This window comes from Granulicella sibirica (genome assembly GCF_004115155.1).
Taxonomy (GTDB): Bacteria; Acidobacteriota; Terriglobia; order Terriglobales; family Acidobacteriaceae; genus Edaphobacter; species Edaphobacter sibiricus.
In genome coordinates this window covers 1,413,281-1,436,874 of the sequence record NZ_RDSM01000001.1, presented here as the reverse complement: position 1 = coordinate 1,436,874, position 23,594 = coordinate 1,413,281, and the positions used below count along the sequence as shown (strand labels likewise).

The 23,594-nt window shown below is 61.2% G+C and carries 17 protein-coding genes; 12 read left to right on the top strand and 5 right to left on the bottom strand.

Annotated elements, in window-relative coordinates; all coding sequences use genetic code 11:
• Window positions 1–24: 24 nt before the first annotated feature.
• A complete protein-coding gene (locus GRAN_RS06010; protein ID WP_128912044.1) occupies window positions 25–1,047 on the bottom strand; it encodes a hypothetical protein in 1,023 nt (340 codons plus the stop codon).
• A gap of 2 nt (window positions 1,048–1,049) precedes the next feature.
• On the bottom strand, window positions 1,050–1,415 hold the full coding sequence (locus tag GRAN_RS06005; protein WP_128912043.1) for a PadR family transcriptional regulator: 366 nt from the start codon (window positions 1,413–1,415) through the stop codon (window positions 1,050–1,052).
• A 78-nt stretch (window positions 1,416–1,493) separates the two neighbouring features.
• On the opposite strand from GRAN_RS06005, the gene GRAN_RS06000 reads away from it, so the two are divergent.
• Complete coding sequence (locus GRAN_RS06000) at window positions 1,494–2,429, top strand: VWA domain-containing protein (RefSeq protein ID WP_128912042.1); 936 nt, start codon at window positions 1,494–1,496, stop codon at window positions 2,427–2,429.
• 119 nt (window positions 2,430–2,548) lie between these two features.
• Window positions 2,549–4,381, top strand: a complete 1,833-nt coding sequence (gene typA / locus GRAN_RS05995) for a translational GTPase TypA (protein ID WP_128912041.1) — start codon at window positions 2,549–2,551, stop codon at window positions 4,379–4,381.
• A 65-nt stretch (window positions 4,382–4,446) separates the two neighbouring features.
• Here typA and GRAN_RS05990 read toward each other — a convergent pair whose 3' ends face one another.
• The gene (locus tag GRAN_RS05990; RefSeq protein WP_128912040.1) at window positions 4,447–5,058 is read right to left on the bottom strand and encodes a superoxide dismutase; all 612 of its coding nucleotides are present in this window, start codon (window positions 5,056–5,058) and stop codon (window positions 4,447–4,449) included.
• Window positions 5,059–5,285: 227 nt separating this feature from the next.
• On the opposite strand from GRAN_RS05990, the gene GRAN_RS05985 reads away from it, so the two are divergent.
• From GRAN_RS05985 to GRAN_RS05950, 9 genes are all read left to right on the top strand, one after another.
• On the top strand, window positions 5,286–7,853 hold the full coding sequence (locus GRAN_RS05985) for a glycoside hydrolase family 15 protein (RefSeq protein ID WP_128912039.1): 2,568 nt from the start codon (window positions 5,286–5,288) through the stop codon (window positions 7,851–7,853).
• Between the two features lie 264 nt (window positions 7,854–8,117).
• Window positions 8,118–10,112 carry a transketolase gene (gene tkt, locus GRAN_RS05980; RefSeq protein ID WP_128912038.1) on the top strand — a complete coding sequence of 665 codons (1,995 nt, stop codon included), beginning with the start codon at window positions 8,118–8,120 and terminating at the stop codon, window positions 10,110–10,112.
• A gap of 70 nt (window positions 10,113–10,182) precedes the next feature.
• Entirely contained in the window at window positions 10,183–10,326 is a 144-nt protein-coding gene (locus GRAN_RS25400; RefSeq protein WP_161570862.1) for a hypothetical protein, read from the top strand.
• A 73-nt stretch (window positions 10,327–10,399) separates the two neighbouring features.
• Entirely contained in the window at window positions 10,400–11,254 is an 855-nt protein-coding gene (locus GRAN_RS05975; RefSeq protein WP_128912037.1) for an oxidoreductase, read from the top strand.
• Window positions 11,251–11,865 (top strand): HAD family hydrolase, encoded by a 615-nt coding sequence (locus GRAN_RS05970; protein WP_241654358.1) that lies wholly within the window; start codon window positions 11,251–11,253, stop codon window positions 11,863–11,865. Before GRAN_RS05975 ends, GRAN_RS05970 begins: the two co-directional genes overlap by 4 nt.
• Before the next feature lie 26 nt (window positions 11,866–11,891).
• The gene (gene zwf / locus GRAN_RS05965; protein WP_128912035.1) at window positions 11,892–13,421 is read left to right on the top strand and encodes a glucose-6-phosphate dehydrogenase; all 1,530 of its coding nucleotides are present in this window, start codon (window positions 11,892–11,894) and stop codon (window positions 13,419–13,421) included.
• A 202-nt stretch (window positions 13,422–13,623) separates the two neighbouring features.
• Window positions 13,624–14,436, top strand: a complete 813-nt coding sequence (gene pgl / locus GRAN_RS05960) for a 6-phosphogluconolactonase (RefSeq protein ID WP_128912034.1) — start codon at window positions 13,624–13,626, stop codon at window positions 14,434–14,436.
• 30 nt (window positions 14,437–14,466) lie between these two features.
• Window positions 14,467–15,510 (top strand): glucokinase, encoded by a 1,044-nt coding sequence (gene glk / locus GRAN_RS05955; protein WP_128912033.1) that lies wholly within the window; start codon window positions 14,467–14,469, stop codon window positions 15,508–15,510.
• 46 nt (window positions 15,511–15,556) lie between these two features.
• Window positions 15,557–16,369 (top strand): hypothetical protein, encoded by an 813-nt coding sequence (locus GRAN_RS05950; RefSeq protein WP_128912032.1) that lies wholly within the window; start codon window positions 15,557–15,559, stop codon window positions 16,367–16,369.
• On the opposite strand, the gene GRAN_RS05945 is transcribed toward GRAN_RS05950, so the two are convergent.
• Window positions 16,366–17,097, bottom strand: coding sequence for an MIP/aquaporin family protein (locus tag GRAN_RS05945; protein WP_192897975.1), 732 nt, complete (start codon window positions 17,095–17,097; stop codon window positions 16,366–16,368). The genes GRAN_RS05950 and GRAN_RS05945 overlap by 4 nt on opposite strands.
• 13 nt (window positions 17,098–17,110) lie before the next feature.
• Window positions 17,111–18,697: a glycerol-3-phosphate dehydrogenase/oxidase gene (locus GRAN_RS05940; RefSeq protein ID WP_128912031.1), complete on the bottom strand. Its 1,587-nt coding sequence runs from the start codon at window positions 18,695–18,697 to the stop codon at window positions 17,111–17,113.
• A gap of 256 nt (window positions 18,698–18,953) precedes the next feature.
• Between GRAN_RS05940 and GRAN_RS05935 the strand changes: the two genes are divergently transcribed.
• The gene (locus tag GRAN_RS05935; RefSeq protein WP_161570861.1) at window positions 18,954–23,570 is read left to right on the top strand and encodes a beta strand repeat-containing protein; all 4,617 of its coding nucleotides are present in this window, start codon (window positions 18,954–18,956) and stop codon (window positions 23,568–23,570) included.
• The last annotated feature ends 24 nt before the right edge of the window (window positions 23,571–23,594 follow it).

Genomic DNA, 23,594 nt, shown 5'->3' with positions numbered 1-23,594 from the left:
TTGGGTCGCGGAACGGCCCTTTCGCTACGGGAGAGCCAGATATGCGGTTCCCATCCGGCCGCGGAAGAACTTCGATAGTCGCCAGAGGAGATCGGTCACGCTGGCCAAAAGCGCAATCTTGAAGCCGAGGTTGACGGCATAGTTGACGGTGGCGAGGCTGGCCAAGTCGACTGTGGGGCTCTTCGGGATGAACGTCATACGGGCCGAAACGAGAACAGCGGCAGTGACCGTGCTGATGGCTTGCGTGACCAAACCCATGGCTTCCTGTGCGCGCCGGGTGGTGACGAAGAGCGCGCGGAATTTTGCGGCGATCTGCGCGATGAGCAGCGCGACGATGACGAGATAGAAGACATGCCACTCGGGTGAGAGGCCGACGGGAACGCGATCGAGGTAGCCCCCTCCCGGACCTAGAATCAGGTACGGGTGCGAGGGTACTGCTAGCACGTATAGGACGAGAAAGCAGTGAAAAAGGCAGTCCGCGACACGGTTTGCCATGGGCTCCGGTCTGTTGGCCTTGTCTTCGTGGGACACGGGCGGTAGATCGTGGGGATCCCATTTGGTCCATGAGTTGGCAGAGACGCCTCCGTTGGTCTGCGCGTACTCGATTGCCGCGAATACGAGGGTGACGACGGCCCAGAACGTGATGAGGACCGGGGGGAACTGGAAGATGGCGCGCGCGATGGCTCCAACTAGGTCGCTTCCTTCCTGGTGAAAGAGGATCGTGGCAGAGCGGGCGACAGCGTAGATCAGGAGGACAAAGGGGAACGCTCGTCGAAGCGTCATCCAGTAGAAGGGGAAGACGGTGGGTCCGATGAGCTGGCGCTGTGGAAGGTAACGGGCGGCGACGAGGACCGGGCGGCCGTGGGCCTTTAGGATTGCGGCAACTTCGTCGTTCGCGAGGGGCGTGCCGGTCTCTTCTTCGCGGGCTTCGATCTGGGCCTCGAGGTTGGCGCGGAGTTCGGCGAGGGTGTCGTCTTTGCTGGCGGCCGGAAGGTAAGACCCAACGGCCTGGAGGTAGCGGTTGAGGAGATCGTCGTGGAAGGGCATGGTTAGCTCACTTTTTGGGTGTGGGATGTGCGGTTCAGGATTCCGTGCAGGGCCCGGTTGATTCCGTTCCACTCGGCAAGAAGATCGGTCAGGATGGTTTCGCCGGCGGGGGAGAGGCGGTAGAAGCGCTTATTTCGTTTTTCTTCTTCGCGCCACTCGCTGGTGAGGAGGCCCTGGGTTTCGAGCCTGCGGAGCAGTGGGTAGAGGGTGCTTTCCTCGATGGCGAGTCCTTCGTCGGCGAGAGCCTTGCGGAGGGTGTAGCCGTAGTGCTCCTGCTTGAGTTGCGCGAGCACGGCAAGGATGAGGCAGCCACGCCTGAGTTCGAGCTTGAGGGAGTCGAAGAGGTCGGGTTGGAGGGCTGAAGTCATACTGTGCTGAACACACTGTATGGCGTACAGGATGTGGCGTCAAGTAACTCTTATTCGCGGCAGATTTAGAGTGGGAGTGTGATCTGGCGGACCTTGCTTCTCTCGCTCATTCCTCTTCGGTGCCTCTGCGCACAGGTTCCGAATCAACCGGATCGCGCTGCAGGGAGTTACCGGCTCAAGGTCGCTGTCGATGAGGTGAGCGTAACGTTTCACGTGGCTGATTCCCAAGGTCTGCCCATCAATGATCTGAAGCTGGATGAGGTCCGGCTTCTGGATAACGGCAAGCCCCCTCGGAGGATTCTTCGTTTCCAGTATCTGAAGGACTTTCCAATTCGCGCGGCGATCCTGATGGACACAAGTGGATCAATGCTTGGGGAGCTTGCGACTGATCGGGCGATCTCCACGAGGTACGCGCAGCGTGTGCTCAGACAGAAGACAGACCGAGCGCTTGTGATGGACTTCGGCTACCAGGCGGAGATCGTTCAGCCGTGGACGAGTGATGCAAGCTTGCTCGCCGCAGGGGTCAAACAGCGGGCCATGGGTGGGGTCAACCCCCGAGGCGGTACGGCGCTATTCGATACGCTGGAGCATATCTGTCGCATTGAGATTGGTTCGCTCGAACATGACGGCAGCGAGAACTTCATCCTGCTGTTCTCCGATGGAGAGGATACGGCGAGCTTCGCGACGCTGAAGCAGGTGGTGGGTACCTGCCAGAAGGCGAATACCGCAATTTACGCCTTCCACGCCAAGCCGAAGACCAGTTCGACCGGGCCGGCAACGCTGGCCGAACTTGCAGCGGAGACGGGTGGGCGGGTGTTTTTCAGTGACGCTTCGGAGGCCGAAGTCGATGAGGATTTGGAAATGATCGAGGCAGATCTTCGTAATCAATATAGGATCGTCTACCGGCCCACGGAGTTGAAGTGGGATGGGACGTTTCACCGGATCGAGTGGATGGGGTCGGACCGAGTGGACCGCGTGGTGATCCGGTCCGGGTACTACGCTCTGGAGCACTGATGAGGGCCGCATCGGGCGATGTGGCGTGTTTTCACGGAAGGCGATGGGGTCGCCCTGCTAAACTAGGAGTCGACGCGCATTTTTTCTCCTAGCGCCCACCCAAAGGACACACATCCGCAGTGAGCAATCCCACGATCGCCCCTATCTTCAACATCGCCATTATCGCCCACGTTGACCACGGCAAGACCACGCTGGTCGATGCGATGCTTCGTCAGTCCGGCACCTTCCGCACGAATGAGGCGGTGACCGACCGTGTCATGGACTCGAACGACCTGGAAAAAGAGCGCGGGATCACGATTCTCGCCAAGAACACCGCGATCCACTATAAGGACGCGAAGATCAACATCGTCGACACTCCGGGCCACGCCGACTTCGGCGGTGAGGTTGAGCGTGCGTTGAAGATGGTCGACGGCGTTGTGCTGCTGGTCGACGCTTCGGAAGGTCCTTTGCCACAGACGCGCTACGTGCTGTCGAAGGCTCTCGAAGCGAAGCTGACTCCGATTCTTGTCATTAACAAGATCGATCGTCCTGATGCGCGCCCGCAGGAAGTGGTGAACGAGGTCTATGACCTGTTCATCGATCTCGACGCCGATGAGAGCGTGCTTGAGTTCCCGATCATCTACACGAACGGCAAGGCCGGAACCGCGACGATGGATCTTGCGACGCCCGGGACTGATCTTCAGCCTCTGTTTGATCTCATCGTGAAGACCATTCCGGCGGCGACGGGCGATCCGGACGGCACGCTGCAGATTCTCGTGACGAACCTCGATTACTCGGATTATCTTGGCCGACTCGCGATCGGACGCGTGTTCAACGGTACCCTTAAGACCGGCCAGGAAGTCGCGGTTTCGAAAACCGACGGTACGATGCAGAACGTGAAGATCACGAAGCTGTTCAGCTTCGACGGGCTGAAGCGGACGGATACGACGGAGACGGTGCTTGGAGATATCGTCGCGATTGCCGGAGTTCCGGGGATCACAATCGGCGAGACATTCTGCTCGATCGAGAATCCTGAGCCGCTGCCGCTGATCAAAATCGACGAGCCGACGATTGCGATCAACTTCTCGGTGAACAACTCGCCGTTCGCGGGTCGCGAAGGGAAGTTCGTCACCAGCCGCAACATCAAGGAGCGTCTCGACCGCGAGCTTCTGACCAACGTCAGCATCCGCGTTGAAGACACCGGCTCTCCGGAGACCTTCAAGGTGCTTGGGCGTGGCGAGCTGCAGCTCTCGGTGCTGATGGAGATGATGCGTCGCGAAGGGTTCGAGATCATGGTCTCGCGTCCGCAGATCGTGACCAAGCGCATCGACGGGGAGCTGATGGAGCCTTCGGAAATCCTGACGATCGATATTCCCGAGAACTTCGTCGGAACGGTGATCGAGCGGCTTGGACCGAGAAAAGGCGAGATGGTCAAGATGGCCAATCACGGCTCGGGACGCGTCCGCATGGAGTTCAAGGTGCCTTCGCGCGGCCTGATCGGTCTGCGCAACGAGATGCTGACCGAGACGCGTGGAACGATCGTCATGAACTCGATCTCGGGCGACTACATTCCGTACCAGGGCGATATTCCGCAGAGGCCGTCGGGCGCGCTGATCTCGGATCGCCAGGGAACGACCACGATGTACGCGCTGGACATGATCCAGGAACGCGGCGTGCTGTTCCTTGGGGATGGCGTTGAAGTCTACGAAGGGATGCTTGTGGGCGAGCACTCGCGCGACAACGATCTCGATGTCAATGCGGTTCGCGAGAAGAAGCTGACGAACATGCGTGCGTCGGGCTCGGATGACGCGGTGCGCCTCGTTCCGTTCAAGCAGTTGACGCTCGAGCAGTCGATCGAATTTATTGCCGAGGACGAACTTGTGGAGATCACGCCGAAGAGCCTGCGGATGCGCAAGAAGGTTCTCCAGGCAAATCGGCGCCCCAAGCGGAGCCAGAGCAGCTCGGGCGAATAAGCTTTCGGCGTTGCACCAAAGCAGAAGGGCCACCCCATCCAGGGTGGCCCTTTCTTGCTGAATGCTTACTTCTTGGCGGTAGCGAAGCGCTTGTTGACCTCTTCCCAGTTGACGGTGCTCCACCAGGCGGCGAGGTAGTCCGGGCGCTTGTTCTGGTACTTGAGGTAGTAGGCGTGCTCCCAGACGTCGTTGCCGAGGATGGGGAACAGCCCGGTCGAGATCGGGTTGTCCTGGTTCGGTGTGGTGACGATCTTGAGCTTGCCGCCATCGAACACGAGCCATCCCCAGCCGGAGCCGAACTGCTTTGCGGTGGTTTCGTTGAAGGTCTTTTTGAAGGTCTCGAAGTCGCCGAAGTCGGCGTTGATCTGGTCGGCGATCTCGCCGGTCGGAGTGCCGCCGCCGCCTGGCTTCATAATCTGCCAGAACATGGTGTGGTTGACGTGGCCGCCGCCGTTGTTCTTCACGACTGGACGCACGTCCTCGGGGATCGAGGCGAGATCCTTGATGAGCTCTTCGGGCGACTTGGAGCCGAGCTCGGGATGTTTCTCGATGGCACCGTTCAGGTTGGTGACGTAGGTCTGGTGGTGCTTGTCGTGGTGAAGCTTCATCGTTGCTTCGTCGATGTAGGGCTCAAGAGCGTCGTAAGCGTAAGGCAGGGGGGGAAGTTCAAAAGCCATGTCGCGTTCTCCTCGTATCGTGAAACGGTAGGGGCCCGGGTCGCGGTTCGCCGGGCGGTCACGCTTACTTCGATGCCATCTCCGTGCGCCGCGATGCAGCATGTAGCCAAGGGCGAAAACCGCCCAAGTTGATCCAGCCTCAGCATCATATCCCAGGCGCAACATTTGTCCGCAAATAGCACATGGCGGCTCCCACGCAGCCGGGTTTTGCGTTCTAATGATTCCAAATGAGCGACCTCGAATCTGCGTACCATTGGCTCAACGATCAAGGACATGCCTTCGGAGGTCCGGGCCTTGAGCCGCGCTGGACGTCCAGCCGGAAAGACGCTGTAGCGACGGCGTATGCGGCGTCCAGCCGGGTGTGGTTCACCCTCTCGCACGGAACCTTGAACGAGATGTACTATCCCACCATCGATCGCCCGCAGACACGCGACATGGAACTGCTGTTCACGGATGGCGAGACCTTCGTCCACGAAGAAAAACGCGATTTCATGTACGACTTCAGCTACATCGACCCGGACGCGCCAGCGGTGCGAGTGACGGGGCATGCCGCGGGTGGCCTGTACAAAGTTACGAAGGAGTTCATTTCGGACCCGCATCACCCGGTTGTCCTGATGAACGTGAAGATCGAAGCCAAGCCGGAAGTGTTGGCGAAGCTGAAGTGCTATGCACTTTTGGCGCCGCATCTCGACGGAGGCGGAGCAGGGAACTCGGCGCGGTCCATCCGCGTGGCGGGCCAGCGATGCATCGTAGCGTGGAAGAATAACGTCTCGCTGGCGATGGGCGCGGATTGCGGCTTCAGCCGGTCGTCGTGCGGGTACGTGGGGTCGAGCGACGGTTATCAGGATCTGAATCGGAACGGGAAGATGGCCTGGGAGTTCGGGCAGGCGCTAAACGGCAACCTGGCCGTGATGGGCGAGATCAACTGCGGGCACACGCCTCATTTCACGATCGCGATCGCCTTCGGAGATGGCCACCATGCCGCTCTCGCCGGAATGATGCAGACGCTTTCGACGCCCTACGAGCTGCACTCAAAGCGCTTCATTGAACAGTGGCACCGGGCTGCTTCGCCGGCGCGCCTGGGCGCGTACTCGACCGACGGTGGAAGGCTTATGCGCATCAGCCACGATATCGTGCTGACTCATGAGGACAAGACGTACTCCGGGGCGTTCATCGCCTCGGCCTCGGTTCCGTGGGGAGCCTCAAAGTCGGACGACGATCTTGGCGGATACCACCTGGTGTGGACGCGCGACATGGTGCAGTCGGCAACCTCGCTCCTGGCGTGCGGACGCATCGATACGGCTCGCCGCGCGCTCGTCTATCTGGCCTGCACGCAACAGGCAAACGGCGGCTTCGCGCAGAATTTCTGGATAGACGGAACGGCCTACTGGTCGGGAATACAGCTCGACGAAGTGGCCTTTCCGATCATCCTGGCATGGCGTCTCTGGAAGGTCGATGGCCTCGGAAACTTCGACGTGCTGCCATTTGTGGAAGCTGCGGCTGCGTTCCTGTGCAAGTACGCCCCGGTGACGCAACAGGAGCGCTGGGAGGAGAACTCGGGATACTCGCCGTCCACCCTGGCTGCTGTGATCTCGGGTCTGGTTTGCGCCGCGGACCTCGCACGGGCTGGCGGAAAGGCGGATACCGCCAACGCCTTCGAGGGGTATGCCGACTGGCTGGAAGCGCATCTCGACGAGTGGACGACGACTACCGAGGGTATTCTGCACCCGGACATCAAACGGCACTATGTCCGCATCACGCCTCCGGCTCCTGGGGAGCCGTTCCACAACGACACGATTCCTGTGGGCTCATTGGTCATCGCGAATCGCGGCCCAGGCGAGAAGAACACCTTCGAAGCCCGTGAAGTCGTCGACGCTGGCTTCCTCGAACTGGTCCGTTATGGGATTCGCCGGGCGGACGATCCGCTGATGGTCGATTCGCTGAAGGTGATCGACCATACCCTGAAGATCGAGACGCCCAACGGCGACTGCTGGCGCCGCTACAACCACGACGGCTACGGCCAGCGCAAAGACGGCGGCCCGTACGGCGGCTGGGGACAGGGACGCGCGTGGCCCCTGCTTGGCGGCGAACGCGCCCACTACGAGCTTGCTGCCGGCCATGATGTGAAGCCGTTCATCACGGCCTACGAAAAGTTCTCCTCGATCGGCGGCATGATGCCGGAGCAGGTATGGGATCACGCCGATATGCCAGAAGAAGGCATGTTCCTCGGTTTCTCGGCCGGTTCCGCGCAGCCCCTGGTCTGGGCGCACGCCGAATACCTGAAGCTCCTGCGGTCGGTCGCGGACGGTAAGGTGTTCGACACGATCTCCGTCGTCGAGGAGCGCTACGCCAAGGCTCCCGCGGACCGGACGTTCTCCAACAACACGGAGATTTTCCGCACCACGCGCATTGTGTCTACCGTTCCGGCTGGACAGACGCTGCGCATCAGCGATCACGAGAAGTTCCGGCTGGTCTGGACGATCGACAACTGGGGCAATACCCAGAGCCTCGATTCGACCAGGATCAGCGCGAATTTTTTCCAGGCAGATATTCCTACCGGAATCGACCAGGTTGGCGTTACCATCTCGTTCTCACTGGAATATCCGGAGCAGGGTCGCTGGGTCGGCCGCAACTACGACGTGGCCATCGTTACCCCTAACGTCCCAGCCCCGGCCCCGGTAAGCGCACCGGCCGAGATCGAAAGCGAAGACGCAGCGGTGGATGTCGTGGAAGACGCGTCCGAAACCGCTTCGACGCCAAAGCCCGCGGCGAAGCGATCTAGGAAGAAGACCTGATACCGGGCTCCGATTTATCGAAATTTCTTCATAGGCCCATGGAATCGGTCAGGCATCGACAATCGCATTCGCGGTGACCGCTTGTACACTGTTGTGACGCGCGGAAGGAAAGGCCCTCCCGCAAGAGCTCCGAAGAGATGGCGCATTGGGTCAACGTTCGTCACGGCTGTTCCGAGATCGAGTGAAGCGGGATCAGGCAAACTGAAGAGAACGAAAGCAACGTAAGAGAAGACAACGTCACGATCAGAAGGATTAGAGGATCAAATGAGCGACACGAGCGTACTGGAACTTGAACAGGTAGCGATCAACACCCTCCGATTTCTCGCCGTCGACGCCGTAGAATCGGCGAAGTCCGGTCATCCTGGCGCCCCCCTCGGCTGCGCGCCCATCGCCTATCTGCTCTACCACAAGCTGATGAAGTACAACCCGCTGGATCCGCTTTGGTCCGATCGCGACCGGTTCGTTCTTTCGAACGGCCACGCCTCCGCGCTTCTCTATGGAGTACTACACCTCGCGGGTTATAACCTGCCGATCGAGCAGCTTGCGAAGTTCCGCCAGTGGGGTTCGCACACCCCGGGACACCCGGAATATGGCGAGACGCCGGGCGTCGAGGTCACCACCGGTCCTCTCGGGCAGGGAATCGCGATGGCTGTTGGCCTCGCCATCGCCGAGAAGCATACTGCGGCGATCTACAACCACGAGAACCACACGCCGGTCGACCATTACACCTACGTGCTCTGCGGCGATGGCTGCCTAATGGAAGGCATCTCGCACGAGAGCTGTTCGCTCGCTGGAACCCTCGGCCTGGGCAAGCTCATCCTGCTGTACGACGACAACCTGATCTCGCTCGATGGACCTACCGAGCTGAGCTACACCGAGGATGTCACCGAGCGCTTCCACTCCTACGGCTGGCATGTGCAGATGGTGCATGACGGCAACGACCTCGAAGGCATCGAGAAGGCCATCCTCGCGGCCAAGGCCGAGACGACGAAGCCCTCGCTGATCCGGGTTCGCACGGTGATCGGCTACGGCAGCCCCAAGGCGGGCACGAACAAAGTTCACGGCGAAGCGCTCGGACCGGAAGCGACGAAGGCCACCAAGAAGAACCTCGGCTTCCCTGAGGACAAGGCCTTCTATGTTCCGGAAGAGGCTGCGAAGCACTGGGGCGAGGCCAAAACCAAGGGCGCCAAGGCCCAGGCTGAGTGGCAGGAGAAGTTCGAAGCGTTCAAGAAGGCCTACCCGGAGCTTGGCTCGCAGTACGAACGCTGTTTCTCATCGAAGATGACCGAAGGCTGGGAGAAAGCAATTCCCGTCTTCCCGCCGGACAAGCCAGTTGCGACTCGCAACGCTGGGCAGGTGGTCATGAACGCTATCGAAAAGGCGGTTCCGGAGTTGTTCGGCGGCGCGGCTGATCTTACCTCGTCGACGAAGACCATCTTCAAGGATTCCCCCAGCTTCCACGTCGACCCGAAGGGGAAGAATGTGTTCTGGGGCGTGCGTGAGTTCGGCATGATGGCTGCGGTGAACGGGATTGCGGCGCATGGCGGGTTGATCCCCTTCGGCTCAACCTTTTTCACCTTCTCCGACTACTGCCGTTCGGCGCTGCGCATGGGCGGCCTGATGAGCTGCCACTCGCTGTACATCTTCACGCACGACACCATCGGCCTCGGCGAAGACGGACCGACGCACCAGCCGATCGAACAGTTGATGAGCCTCCGCGCCATTCCGCAGCTCACCGACTTCCGACCGGCGGATGCGAACGAGACCGCTGCTTGCTGGCAGCTTGCGCTTGAGCGCAAGTCGGCGAGCTTCATGGCACTCTCGCGGCAGGATCTCCCTGTGCTCGACGCGGTGAAGTACAAAGTGCTCGAAGGAACCCGCAAGGGCGCTTATGTGCTTGAGTCGTTCGGCAAGGACGTCATCCTGGTCGCGGCTGGCTCTGAAGTGGCGATGATCATGAAGGCGGCGCTGGAGCTGAAGGAAGCCGGTATCCTGGCGACCGTCATCTCAATGCCCAGCTTCAAACTGCTCGAAGAAGCCGGTGAGGAGTACATCAGCTCCCTGTTCCCGCACGACGTGCCGAAGATCGCACTCGAAGCGGGCGCGACCATGGGCTGGTACAAGTACATCGGGCGTCATGGCGCGGTAATCGGCCTCGACCGGTTTGGTGCGTCGGCTCCGGCTCCGCTGGTGCAGGACAAGCTGGGCATCTCGGCCGCGCATGTGGTCGAGGTGGCGAAGGGCCTGGTCAAGAAGTAGGCGACACAACGGGGAGGGCGGTCCGGCACTTAGGCTGGACGGGCCGTCCTCCCGCAACATCGCAGGAGACATGATGGTCACGAGTGAGAAAGAGATGGTCAAGAAGCTGACCGACACTCCGGCCCCGGGCGAGCGCAACACATCGCTCCAGGCCACATATGAAGATAGCGTTCCACCCGATCCGGAAGATGATTGGGAGTACGAGCAGGACTGATCGTTGACTCGATCAGCCTTTGTTACGTACTCCGTTCCGCACCGAAAACCGGCCCTGTCGCATCGAAAGAATCATGACTGAATCGAAGAACCAACGCGTCTGGTTCATCACGGGGTCCTCGACGGGCTTTGGCCGCGACCTTGCCGAGCGGGCTCTGCGGCGCGGAGACAAGGTGGTCGCGACGGCGAGGAAGCCGGAACAGATCGCCGAGCTTGCAGACGAATTTCCGCAGACGGCCCTCGTGCTTCCGCTCGACGTCACCAGCGCTGCTTCGATCGAGAATGCGGTGGTTGGTGCGATCACGAAGTTCGGCCGCGTGGATGTGCTCGTCAACAATGCCGGATACGGCCTCGCCGGAGCCATCGAAGAGGCAACCGAAGCCGAATACATGCCGGTCTTCGAGACGAACGTCTTTGGGCTCATCCGACTCACCCGTGCTGTTCTTCCGTACCTGCGAGCGCAGAAGTCCGGACACGTCGTGAACCTCTCGTCGATCGGCGGTCTCATCGGGTCGCCCGGCTGGGGATTCTACAACGCGAGCAAGTTCGCGGTAGAAGGCTTCTCGGAGGCGCTCGCAGCTGAGTTGAAGCCCCTTGGCATCGCCGTTACGATTATTGAGCCAGGCCCATTTCGCACGGACTTCCTGGGACGTTCCGGCGTCGAGGCAGAGGCAAGGATTCCGGACTACGACCCGACCGCAGGGAAGACGCGCGAGTACTTCCACGACCAGGCAGGCAAGCAGCCGGGCGACCCGGCGAAGGCCGTGCAGGCGATCCTTGATGTCGTTGGCGCCGAAAAACCGCCGCTTCATCTTCTGCTTGGAAAGATCGCGTTGACGCGTTTCCGCACGCGTCTCGACGGATGGAAGCAGGAACTCGATCAATGGGAGTCGCTCACCATCGGCGCGGACTTCCCGGAGGGCGAGTGAGTTCCATTCGAACGATCTTCTGGGATATCGGGGGCGTGCTTCTCACCAACGGGTGGGATCGCCACCAGCGTGCCCGGGTTCTTGGTGGTCTTGGTGTCGATCTCCCGGACTACGAATCACGGCATGAGGCGGCAAATTTTTACTGGGAACGCGGGCTTTCCTCGGCGCGAACCTTCTTCGATCAGACGCTCTTTGTTCACCCCCGCTCCTTCACCTTCGAGGACCTCTGGCCGCGCGTCTGCGCGGAGAGTGCGATCCTTCACCCTGGCTCGTTCGAGATCCTCAAGTCTCTCAAGGACAGCGGACGCTACCGCCAGGCCACCCTCAACAACGAGTCGCGCGAACTCAACGATCATCGTCTGGATGCGTTCGCGCTTCGACCCTGTTTCGACTACTTCATCTGCTCGGGCTATGTCCACGTGATGAAGCCGCACCCCGACATCTACCGCGCCGCCGTCGAGATCTCCGGCCTTCCCGCGCAGTCCGCCCTGTTTATCGACGATAAACAGGAGAACTGCGAGGCAGCCGTTGCGCTCGGCATGCGTGCCATCCGCTTCGATTCCTCCGAGCAACTTCGCACTTCACTCGCAGACTATGGCGTCGCCGCGTAGCCTGTAGCATTCGAAAGGAAGCAGATATGACAAACACCGAAATCTCCGTCACCCCGCCGCCACCGGCCGCTCCAGAGCGCAAGCCGGATCCTTGTATCGTCGTCATCTTCGGGGCATCCGGAGATCTCACCAAGCGTAAGCTTCTGCCAGCGCTCTACCACCTCGAGCAGGGGAACCTGCTTCCGTCCGAGATCGCGGTAGTCGGCGTTGCGCGCCGTCCGCTCGAGCAGAGTTTTCCGCCTGATATGAAGGAAGGCGTCATCGCCGGCGGCGGCGTCGAGAAGGACGATCCGAAGCTCGATCCGTTCATCTCGAAGGTCTCCTATCACGCGATGAACTTCGACGATCCCAAGGGATACGACTCGCTCAAGGCCGTCCTCTCCGGTATCGACGAGAAGTTCGGCACCAAGGGCAATCGGTTGTTCTATCTCGCGACCGCTCCCGAGTACTTCTCTGACATCATCAAGCTGCTCGGTGAGCACGGCATGTCGAAGCCGACGAGCGACAGGACCTGGGTGCGTACCATCATCGAGAAGCCCTTCGGCCACGACCTTGAGAGCGCTCGCGCCCTCAACGACGAGGTCAACAAGGTGTTCGATGAGGACCAGATCTTCCGCATCGATCACTATCTCGGCAAGGAGACGGTTCAGAACATCCTGGTCTTCCGGTTCGCGAATTCGATCTTCGAGAATGTCTGGAACCGCAACTATATCGACCACGTCGAGATCACCGCGGCGGAGTCGATCGGCATTGAAGGCCGCGGGCCATTCTACGAAGGCGCCGGTGCGCTGCGCGACGTCGTCCAGAACCACGTCATGGAAGTTCTCAGCTTCATCGCGATGGAGCCTCCGGTCTCGTTCGAGGCATCAGCTGTTCGCGCGGAGAAAGTGAAGGTATGGCGGGCGATCCAGCCGATCGCGCCGGAGCATGCGATCCGCGGTCAGTACGGTCCGTCGACGATCAATGGAAAGCCAGCGGCCGGCTATCGCGAGGAAGACCGCGTGAGCCCGACCTCGCAGACCGAGACGTATGCCGCGCTCAAACTTGAGATCGAGAACTGGCGCTGGGCGGGTGTTCCGTTCTACATTCGCGCCGGTAAGCGGATGACGAAGCGACTCACCGAGATCACCATCATGTTCAAGCAGCCGCCGCTTCGCCTCTTCAAGAAAGAGGGAACGTCCGAGCACATCGAGCCGAATTTCATCTCGATGCGCATCCAGCCGGATGATGGCATCACCCTGCGCTTTGGCGCCAAGGTGCCTGGTCCATCGATGGACATCAGCGCGGTTGACATGGACTTCAGCTACGCGGACGCCTTCGGGCCTTCGTCGAACAACGGCTACGAACGCCTTCTGCTCGACGCCATGCTCGGGGACGCGACGCTGTTCGCCCATCGTGACGGTGTCGAAGCCACCTGGGCGCTCATCACGCCCATCCTCGAAAACTGGAAGAAAACGCCGCTCAGCGACCTTCCCAACTACCCTGCCGGGTCCTGGGGTCCGGCAACCTCGGATGCCCTGCTGAAGGCCGACGGCCGGAAGTGGCGCAAACTCTAGGACGGTACTACTTGCCTGGGGAGATCGGATGGTTCCGGTCTCCCCGGTCTGTTTTGGCGTTATGACTCTCTTCGGCTGCCCACGCATCCTCCTATCGGCGCTTCCGGAAGGCAGTCCGTTTGAGTTACGCTCACTTCTACCGCTTCGATGAGGGAGCCAAAGGCTCGCGAAGTGTTTGATCACCTGGAAGGATTGGAAGCAGATGCCACGTCCCGTTACGCTCACTTATAAGGTCTACCCCACGTCGATCGCTACGGCCGAGGCGGGAGCCCTGCTCTTTTCCGAGACGGCGAGTCAGGTCTCGCAGGCCCGTGGCCGTGTTCGCATTGCCATCTCCGGCGGGAGTACGCCGAAGACCATGTTCAAGATCCTCGCCGATCCAAAGTATCCATACCTGACCGAGACCCCCTGGGACAAGATCGACCTCTTCTTCGTTGACGAGCGCACGGTTCCCCCGACCGACAGCGACTCCAACTACCGCATGACCCGCGAAAACCTCCTGGACTTCGTGCCGCTCCCCCCGGCGCAGGTACACCGCATCGAGGGCGAACTGGATCCTGAGGTCGCTGCGTCGAAGTATGAGTCCGACCTGCGCAACAGCTTCAAGCTTGAAGGCGCCGAGACCCCGACCTTCGATCTTCTCTTCCTCGGCATGGGAGACGACGGCCACACCGCCTCGCTCTTCCCGCACACCGAAGGGCTTAACGAGATCTCACGCCTCGCGATCGCAAACCACGTTCCGCAGAAGGACACCTGGCGCGTTACGCTCACCTGGCCGGTCATCAATCAAAGCCGAGATGTGGCCTTTCTGATCGAAGGCTCGGCCAAGGCCAAGCTGTTGAACGAGGTCTTCACGGGCCCCTATCAGCCCGAGACCTACCCCTCGCAAATCATTCGTCCGGCGAGCGGCAAGCTGACGCTCCTGATCGATAAGGCCGTTGCGGAATATCTTCCCGCGCCCTTACCGGCGTCCGACGAGAAGTCTCCCGCAATTGGAACCCTGGAGCTCAAGTAACATCACTGGCACCTCTGGAGCTCAAAACGCATGATTCTCGCAGGCGATGTCGGCGGAACCAAGGTTCATCTCGCGCTCTACGAATTCGCGAACGGCCGTCTCAAACCCGTTCGCGACCATAAGTATCCGGCGCACGATTTCGCGACGTTGGACGAGATCGTCAATGATTTCTTCAAGGATGATGACGCGTCTCGCAAGCAGGTCGTCGCGGCGTGCTTTGGATGTCCCGGTCCAGTCAAGAATGGCCGCCTCAAGTTGACAAACCTGCCCTGGACGCTCGATTCCCGCGACCTGCAGGCTTCGCTGAAGATAGAGCACATCTTCCTGATCAACGATCTCGAAGCCAACGGCTACGGCATTCCCGAGCTTGCTCCCGAGTCGATCTTCACCCTGCACCAAGCGGACCCGACCTCGGTCGGGCACCGTGGGCTCGTCTCGGCCGGAACCGGCCTCGGGGAAGCCCTGCTGATCTGGGACGGAGACAAGCGCCACACGCCCATCCCGTCCGAAGGTGGGCACGTCGACTTCGCACCGCGTGACGACCAGGAGATCGCACTGCTGCAATACCTGCGCCGAACCCTGAACGGACGCGTTTCTACCGAGCGTGTCGTCTCCGGCATCGGCATCAAGAACGTTTACGCGTTCCTTAAGGACGACCAGAAGATAGAAGAGCCCGCCTGGCTGCGTGAGCGGATGGAGCACGAAGATCCGAACGCGGTCATCGGTCAGTCCGCCGAAGACGGTTCATCCGAACTCTGCGCCGAAACACTGCGGATCTTTGCCGGATCGTACGGGGCGGAGGCCGGCAACGTGGCTCTCAAGATTCTCGCGGCAGGCGGAATCTATCTCGGTGGAGGCATCGCTCCGAAGATCCTCAAGACGCTCCAGAACGGCGTCTTCATGAAGGCGTTCGTCGACAAGGGCCGCATGGAGGGAATTCTCCAAGGCATTCCGGTCCGCATCATCCTCGACGACACCTGCGCACTCCTAGGCGCGGCAGGTTACGCCGAGATTCGCGCAGGTGAGATCTCCGGTCACTCGGAGCGCGCGGCCTCGGTGTTGGCGACCTCCTAAACCGTATCTGACCAACCAGGAACGGCGTCAAGCCATCCCATAAACGATGGCTTTTCGGCCCTGTACCGGCGTGCTCCTGTTCGCCGTGGCAGCGTGTCTTGCGTTTCCGCTCCACGGGCAGGCCCAGTCTCAACCGGCGCTACCCGACGCTCTCTCGGCCCCGCCCCAGATCGATACCACGGTCACCGTCTACGCCCATGAGACAGAGGCCGAGCGCCGCGAGTGGATCCACTCGATCGCGGCGCAAGAACTGAAGGCTGAGGAGCAGCAGCGCATCCTCACTGTCGTTCCGAACTTCAATACCGTCATCAGCGGCCTTGCGATGCCTCTCTCCAGCGGTCAGAAGCTCGATCTGGCCGTGCATAACGCCGTCGACCCCTTCAACATCGTCGGAGCGGTGGTTCTTGCGGGAGCAAGCGAGCTGACGGACACGCACCCCGGATATGGCTGGGGTCCGGGTGGCTTCGCCAAGCGGACCGGGGGGAACTACGCCGACGTGACCGACGGGACGATGCTGTCCGGTGCGGTCTTTCCTATCCTCCTGCACCAGGATCCACGCTTTTTCCGGCAGGGAACCGGTTCGATCAGCTCGCGGGTCCGGCACGCTCTGTCAGCTCCATTTATCTGCCGAGGCGACAACGGGTTGACCCAGGTGAACGCTTCGAACATCCTGGGAAGCTTTACCGCCGGGGCGATCTCGAACGCCTACTATCCGGCGAACGAACGCGGCGTGGGCCTGACGCTGGTGAACTCCTCCGTCGTCATGCTGGAGGGAGCGCTCGGAAGTGTCGGCCTAGAGTTCGCCCCGGACGTCGGCGCGTGGTGGAAGAACCGCAAGAACAGGCGTTCCGAACCCTAAGCTCCCAGCGCTCGCAGAACGAAAGCCGCCAAACTCGCCCCGATGATCGGCCCCGCCACCGGGATCCAGGCGTACGACCAGTCGGAGTAGCCCTTGCCGGCGATCGGCAAAAGAGCATGCGCCAGGCGCGGACCGAAATCCCGTGCCGGATTGATTGCATACCCCGTCGTCGCGCCCAGTGACAAACCTACCGACCACACCAGGCACCCAACCAGGAACGGCGAAACGCCCGGAGCAGGCCCCGCGCTCAGCACGAGCTTCGATCCGATCGCCCCGACCACGAGCACAAGGACAAATGTGGCGAAGATCTCGCAGAAGAAGTTCGAGCCAAACGAACGGATGGCGGGGCCTGTGCAGAACGATCCACGCTTGTCGTCCTGACTCTCCGTAACCGCCCAGTGCGGAAGATAAAAGAGCCATACGGACACTGCGCCAAGGAACGCACCCGCGACCTCAGCGGCAACGAACGGGACGACATGCGAGAAGTCCCCAAGCTTGATCGCAAAAGCGATGGCGATCGCCGGGTTGAGGAACGCGTCGGGACTACCGAAGAGGTTCCCCGCGAAGATCCCACACAGGACCGCGAACGCCCACCCCGTCGTGATGGCAAGCCACCCCGACCCCTCGGCCTTGGTGCGTTTGAGGACGCAGGCGGCAACGACGCCATTACCGAGGACCATCATGATGAAGGTCCCCATGAACTCGCCCATGACGGGATTTCGCAACATGGTTCGTACCCTTTCAGACCTTCTGTGGTGCTGGCCCCGCGACGTATTGGGCAGCAAGCGCTGTGAAGGAAGCGACTTGCTCCTCCGCCCACGCGCCGTCCCGTTGTAGCTCAGCGGCAAGGATACGCGCAACCTCGGGCGCCATGGCGATCGCCGCCTTGGCATTCAGCAGCAGAGCACGAGTGCGTCGCGCAAGCACATCATCGACCGTGCGAGCCATCTCTTCCCGCGCGGCCCATACCACCTCGGCCGCGATGTAGGGGAGATCCGGGTGAAGCCTGTGGTAGAGATCCGGATTGGAGTCGGCAAGGGCCTTGATCTTCGCTGCATCCGATCCGTACACCCCGAGCCACCCAAGCGTCTCCGGATGCTCATAGAAGCCGTGAATGTGCAGGTTGAAGGTCACGCACGGTGACTCCTTCAGGTCGCCAAGCGTCGCCGCGTGGTTCACCGCGTCCTCGGCCATGTGACGATAGGTCGTCCACTTCCCGCCAACGATGGTCAGAAGGCCCGAGTCGTCGATGTGGATCGTGTGGTCGCGCGACAGAGCGGAGGTTTTGCTCGCGTCCGATCCAGCCGCCTTCACCAGAGGCCGAATTCCGACGTAGATGCTCAGGATGTCCTCACGCTGCGGCGGACGGCTCAGGTAGAGCTTCGCCGTGTCGAGGATGAACTGAATCTCTTCTTCGAGCGGAAGCGGCTCGTAGGAGGGCGCGGCGATCGGGGTGTCGGTGGTGCCCACGACGGTATGTCCATGCCACGGAATGGCGAACATCACGCGCCCGTCACTCGTATGCGGAACCATGATGGCGGCACCCGCTCGCAGAAAGGAGGACTCGAAGACGAGGTGAATCCCCTGGCTCGGGCTTACCATACTCTTCACTTCGGGCTGCGCCATGCGCCGAACCTCGTCGGTAAAGATGCCCGTGGCATTGACGACGACCTTAGCCGCCAGGTTGAGCTTTTCGCCGCTCTCGCGCTCTTCGACGACGACGCCCTTTACGAACCCGTCGTCTCCCTTGAGTACCTCAACTGCCGACGCATAGTTCAGCACGGTCGCGCCTTGATCAACGGCCGTAGCCAGAATGTGCGTGAGCAGGCGCGTGTCATCGAACTGCCCATCGTGGTAGACGACACCCCCGCGCAGCCCGTCCTGCTGCAGCGTGGGAAGCCTCTGGAGCGTGTCTTCGCGCGAAAGAATCTTCGACTTCCCGAACCCGTACTTCCCCGCGAGCAAGTCGTAGACCTTGAGCCCGATCCCGTAGAACGGTGCCTCCCACCACGAGTAGTTCGGCACCACAAACTGGAGATCGTGAACCAGGTGAGGAGCATTCTGCCGCAGCAAGCCACGCTCCTTCAGCGCCTCCATCACAAGCGAGACGTTCCCCTGCTCAAGGTAACGAACGCCCCCATGCACAAGTTTCGTGCTCCGGCTCGAAGTCCCCTTGCCAAAGTCTTCCCGCTCAACGAGCAGCACATCGTACCCACGCGAAGCGGCGTCGACAGCGACTCCAGCTCCCGTAGCGCCCCCGCCGATGACGACGATATCCCACGGTTCGGTGCGGTCTTTCACTTTGGCAAGCATGCGTTCGCGGTTCATGGTTGTCTCCTTCACCAGCTTAGAGGTTCATCACGAAATAGCAAGGAGGCCAGAATGGATAGGCTGGATTTCACCGAGAGTCGGCTTCGTACCCGTCGCGATCATTCTTCTCGAACCGATGACGTCACGAAAAAGCGATTGTCAGTTTTCCATCCTGCCGTTATGATCCGGAAGTTCCCAGTAATACCATTCGCTCGCCATGCCGCGAGAAAGTGTGCTGCCACGCTTTCTCGTTGCTATGCCCCCGGAGTTTTTCTTGCGACGTAAGTCTTGGCTCGTTCTTGTCCTTGTTTCCCTGTCTCCACTTTTCACAGGCTGTTCCGGTGGCACCAGTTCCTCCAACTCTCAGACGACCACACCTCCAGCCACGCAGAACCCTGTTCCGGCGATAACGTCCATCTCGCCTGCCTCGGTTTCGGCCGGCGCCGCGCCGCAGACAATCACGGTTGCGGGCACTGGATTCCTCTCGTCGTCTACGCTGTCGTTCGACGGCATAACCTTGCCGACCAGCTATGGAAGCTCTACGTCGCTCCAGGCCACGGTTCCCGCGACCGCGCTCGCCAGGGGAGAGGTCGGAGCGGTCGCAATCTCTAATCCGTCTCCCGGTGGCGGGACTTCGCCAATTGCCAGCTTCAACGTGATGAGTCCCACCCCGTCCATCACAAGTCTTTCACCGTCCGCCGTCCCACCGGGCAAGGCTGTCACGATCACGATCTCCGGGTCGGGCTTTGAGGCTAACTCGGGTGCCCTGTGGAATGGCTCGGCACGGCCGACGACCTTCGTCGGCGGTACGTCGCTTCAGGTCGCGCTGACGGCTGCGGATGTACAGAACTTTGGCACCGGTCAGATCACCGTGAACAATCCGGGCCCGGGCGGAAGCGCCACCGGTGCCATGCCCCTCGGCATCGTGGGAAGTCCAGCAATCACATCGCTCGCCCCCGCATCCGTGAACGCGGGAGCCGCGGCCCAGACCCTCACCCTCACGGGATTCAACTTCAACAGCACCTCGGTGGTTGCGCTCGATGGAGTCGCACTCCCGACCACCTTCGTCAACACAACCACCTTGCAGGCGGCCCTGACCGTTGCATCGCTTGCCTCCGGCCGCGCTGGCGCTGTCATGGTCACCAACAGCGACCCCAACGGCGGCGTCTCGGCCGCCGCGACCTTCAACATCGTCAGTCCAACTCCCATCGTGACGGCAATCAATCCCGCCGCGATCGTAGTTGGCGGGCCAGCGGTCACGATCATGCTCGCCGGAACGGGCTTCGAGGCGAACTCCGTCGTGCAATGGAACGGGTCGGCGAGGCAGACGACGTTTGCCAGCAGCACGTCGCTCCTGGCAAATCTAACGGCCGATGACCTGCAGCGCATCGGCGTCGCACAGATCACGGTTTCCAATCCTCGTCCTGGCGGAGGCGCGTCGCCTGCAGTGCCGCTGCCTGTAGTCGGACCTCCTGTCCTGACATCGGTGACTCCGACAGCACTTGCCGTTGCCCCTGCCGCTACGCCTGCCACCGTGCTGACCCTCACCGGATCGAACTTCGCTGCGAACGCCACCGTGACGGCGAACGGCACCGCCCTCACGATCACTGCGCAAACCTCGACGCAGATCACGGCATCGCTGCCAACGAGCTTCCTGGCAAGCTCGGGCACGGTCTACGTCGTGGTAGTGAACCCGCCGACAATCACAGGAGCCACTCCGCTCTCGTCATTCGGAATGGTTCTGAGTGTGCTGGATCCGACAGCGAGCTTCACCGTCTCCCCGAACTACGCACCAGCGGGAAGCCCCGATACGAAGATCACCCTCTACGGACAGGGCGGCTTCTTCCCCGATACGGTTGTGCAGTGGAACGGCACGCCCCTCGTCACGTCTTACACCAGTTCATCGCAAATCGTCGCGACCGTTCCGGCTGCTCTGATCGCGACGCTCGGAACCGCCAGCATCGGGATCAGCGCGCCCGAGAATCTCGGGCAGGCTCCTCCGGTGCAGCCGTTCAGCACCTATCTTGCGCTCCCGGTGAATGATATTGCCTGGAGCGCCAAAGACAGCCTGATCTACGCGACCATCGCGGGATCGGGTGGTCCGTCGATCGGCAACAGCCTCATCGGCATCGACCCCAATACCGGCGTCATTCAGAAGACCATCTTCGTCGGCAGCGAACCCAACCGGCTCGCCCTCTCGGACGACGGCACGCAGGCATTTGTTGGTCTTGACGGTATCGGAGCGGTCCGTCAGGTAAACCTCCAGACCGGCACGGCGGGCGTGCAGTTCTCTCTCGGCGGAGGGCCAGGCGTCTACAACCCTCCATTCACCGCGAAGGCCCTCGCAATTCCTCCGGGCCAGCCTAACGCGGTCGCTGTGTACAGCAGCGCCGGCGTGGTCACGATCTTTGATTCCGGCGTTGCGAGAACGAACACAAGCAGCGGATTGCAGACCTACTTCACCTCCAACGTCGGTGGACTCGCGTTTGGCGATTCAGCCTCCACTCTCTACGTCTCCTCCGAGGCGATCGGGAGCTACCTCTACAAGCTTTCAGTCGACACAACCGGAGTGACGGGAATCACGCAGCTGAGTACCAGCGGAAGCGGTTCGACCCTCCAGTACGACAACGGCCGTCTGTACTTCCCCTCGGGCATTGCGGCAGATGCAACGACGGGCGCCACGCTCGGCCAATTCTCCACCGCATCCTCCTACTCAACAACGCCGGTCCCGGCCTCAGGGGCGATCTTTTCAGATTCGACGCTGAATCGCGCCTTCGTTCTCCTCAACAACTACACCAACACCGGCCAGATTCAGGCCTTTGACGAGACGACCTTCAACCCGGTCGCGAGCCTCGCCGTGGCGGGCGTGGGTGTTGTCAACTCCTACTCCTCGTCAGGTTCCGATCTCATTCGCTGGGGCCAGACTGGACTTGCCTTTCATGCCAGCAACCAGCTGTACGTGGTGCAGGGTCCGATCGTGAAGGACGTGAGCGCCTCTCCCGCGGACCTGAAGGTCACGGCCCAGGTGGCCACAACCGCATCCACCGGTTCGAACCTCAGCTACCAGTTCACAGTGTCGAACACAGGTCCGAATGCGGCAGTCGGCGCGACCCTCATCCTCAACGTTCCAGGTTCCGTCCCCATCGGCGCCGTAACGTCGTCGCAGGGAACCTGCACGGGGAGCGGTGTCCTCTACTGCGACCTTGGTTCGCTCGCCAACAACGCCACCGCGACCGTCACCTTCACCGGTGTCCCCAGCCTCTCGGGCACCATCGAGACCATCGCGACGGCAGCCTCGCAGAGCTTCGACCCGGCGATGAACAACAACCGCGTCACCGCCGACACGGTGGTCACCGGATCTCTGTTCAGCGCTCAGCCTTCGGTGACGCAACTCGCACCGAACTTCGTCGCGGCCGGCGGCGCCACCTTCACCGTCACGGTCAATGGCAGCGGCTTCAGCTCCGCCTCCAGCGTTCTGTGGAATGGAAGCGCTCTGCCGACCACGTTTGTGAGCGCGACACAGTTGACCGCCACAGTCGACACCTCCCTGATCAAGACCATGGGATGGGGGCAGGTGACCGTCAGCTCCGCGGCTCCGGGCGGAGGTCTGTCCGGTTCGCTTACGGTGAGCGTCTACAACCTGCTCAACCTCCCGGCAACCGCGATGACCTACGACGCTTTCACGCGCAAGCTCTACACCACGTTGCCGAGCACGGCCACGTCGGTGACCGGCAACAGCCTCGCGGCTGTCGATCCTGCTACCGGTGTCGTCGGAACGCCGATCTCTGTCGGCAGTGAGCCGAATCTCCTCGCCGAGACGACCTCCGGCAACTACCTCTATATCGGTCTAAGCGGAGCGAAGAGCCTCGGACGCTTCAACCTGAAGACGCAAACGCTGGATCTCACCGTTCCTCTGCAGAGCACGTCCTACTTCGGAAGCGGTCCCGCCGCTGCAACCGGGTTGGCCGCAGTCCCAGGAACGGATTCCGCGGTGGCGGCAACGGGTGTCGGCGTCATCGACTTCGCGGGGACGACAGCGACCGTCCGGACGAACTCCGATCCCGGGCTCAACAACGTCACTTTCGCGGACGCGACCCACTTCTATACCTATGACAACCAGTCCACGGGTGCCGAGTTCTACCGTTATTCGCTGGACTCCAGCGGGATTCATCCGATCGACGGCACAACGCTGCTCGGCTTCGGGGGCTTTGGTGGCACCTTCGCGCTGGACCGCGGACTCGTCTACGCTTCGGGCGGAGGGATCATCGACCCATCGACCACTCCACCCTCGCAGGTAGGTCTCCTTCCGCTCGGGGTTGGGCCATACAGCACGGGTCTCTACGGCGCCGGCGTCATTCCATATGCGGCCGAGCAGAAATCCTTCAATATCGGTATCAACACTGCGGGAACTGCGCTGACCTTCCTTGAGCGTTTCGATGACCAGCACTTCGTCATGGAAGACGAGTTACAGTTCCCCAGCAGCAATATCGGTTCAGGGGTGATCGGGACACGCTGGGGGCAGGATGGCTTGGCCTATATCCTGCCTGCCAGCTTCGGCAGCACAGTTCCGAACCAGATTCTGCTCCTGCGAGGTCCCTTCGTGCTTCCCGCCGAAGGAACCACCAACCCCGCACCTTCGTTGACCTCAACCGGAACAACAACCATCGCTGTCGGAAGCGGAAATCAGACGCTTACCTTGACTGGCTCCGGCTTCCTTCCGGGAGCGACTGTGTTGTGGAACGGAACTGTCCTCAGCACGACCTGGGTAGACGCGCAGCACCTCACCGCAGCCGTCGGGGCACAGGACGTGAACTCGGCGGCGACGGTCTCGATCACATGCCGCAATCCCGGTTCGACGGATTCGAGCGCACTCACCCTGTCGGTGCAATAACGAAAGCGATCCTCGGCGGTGCAT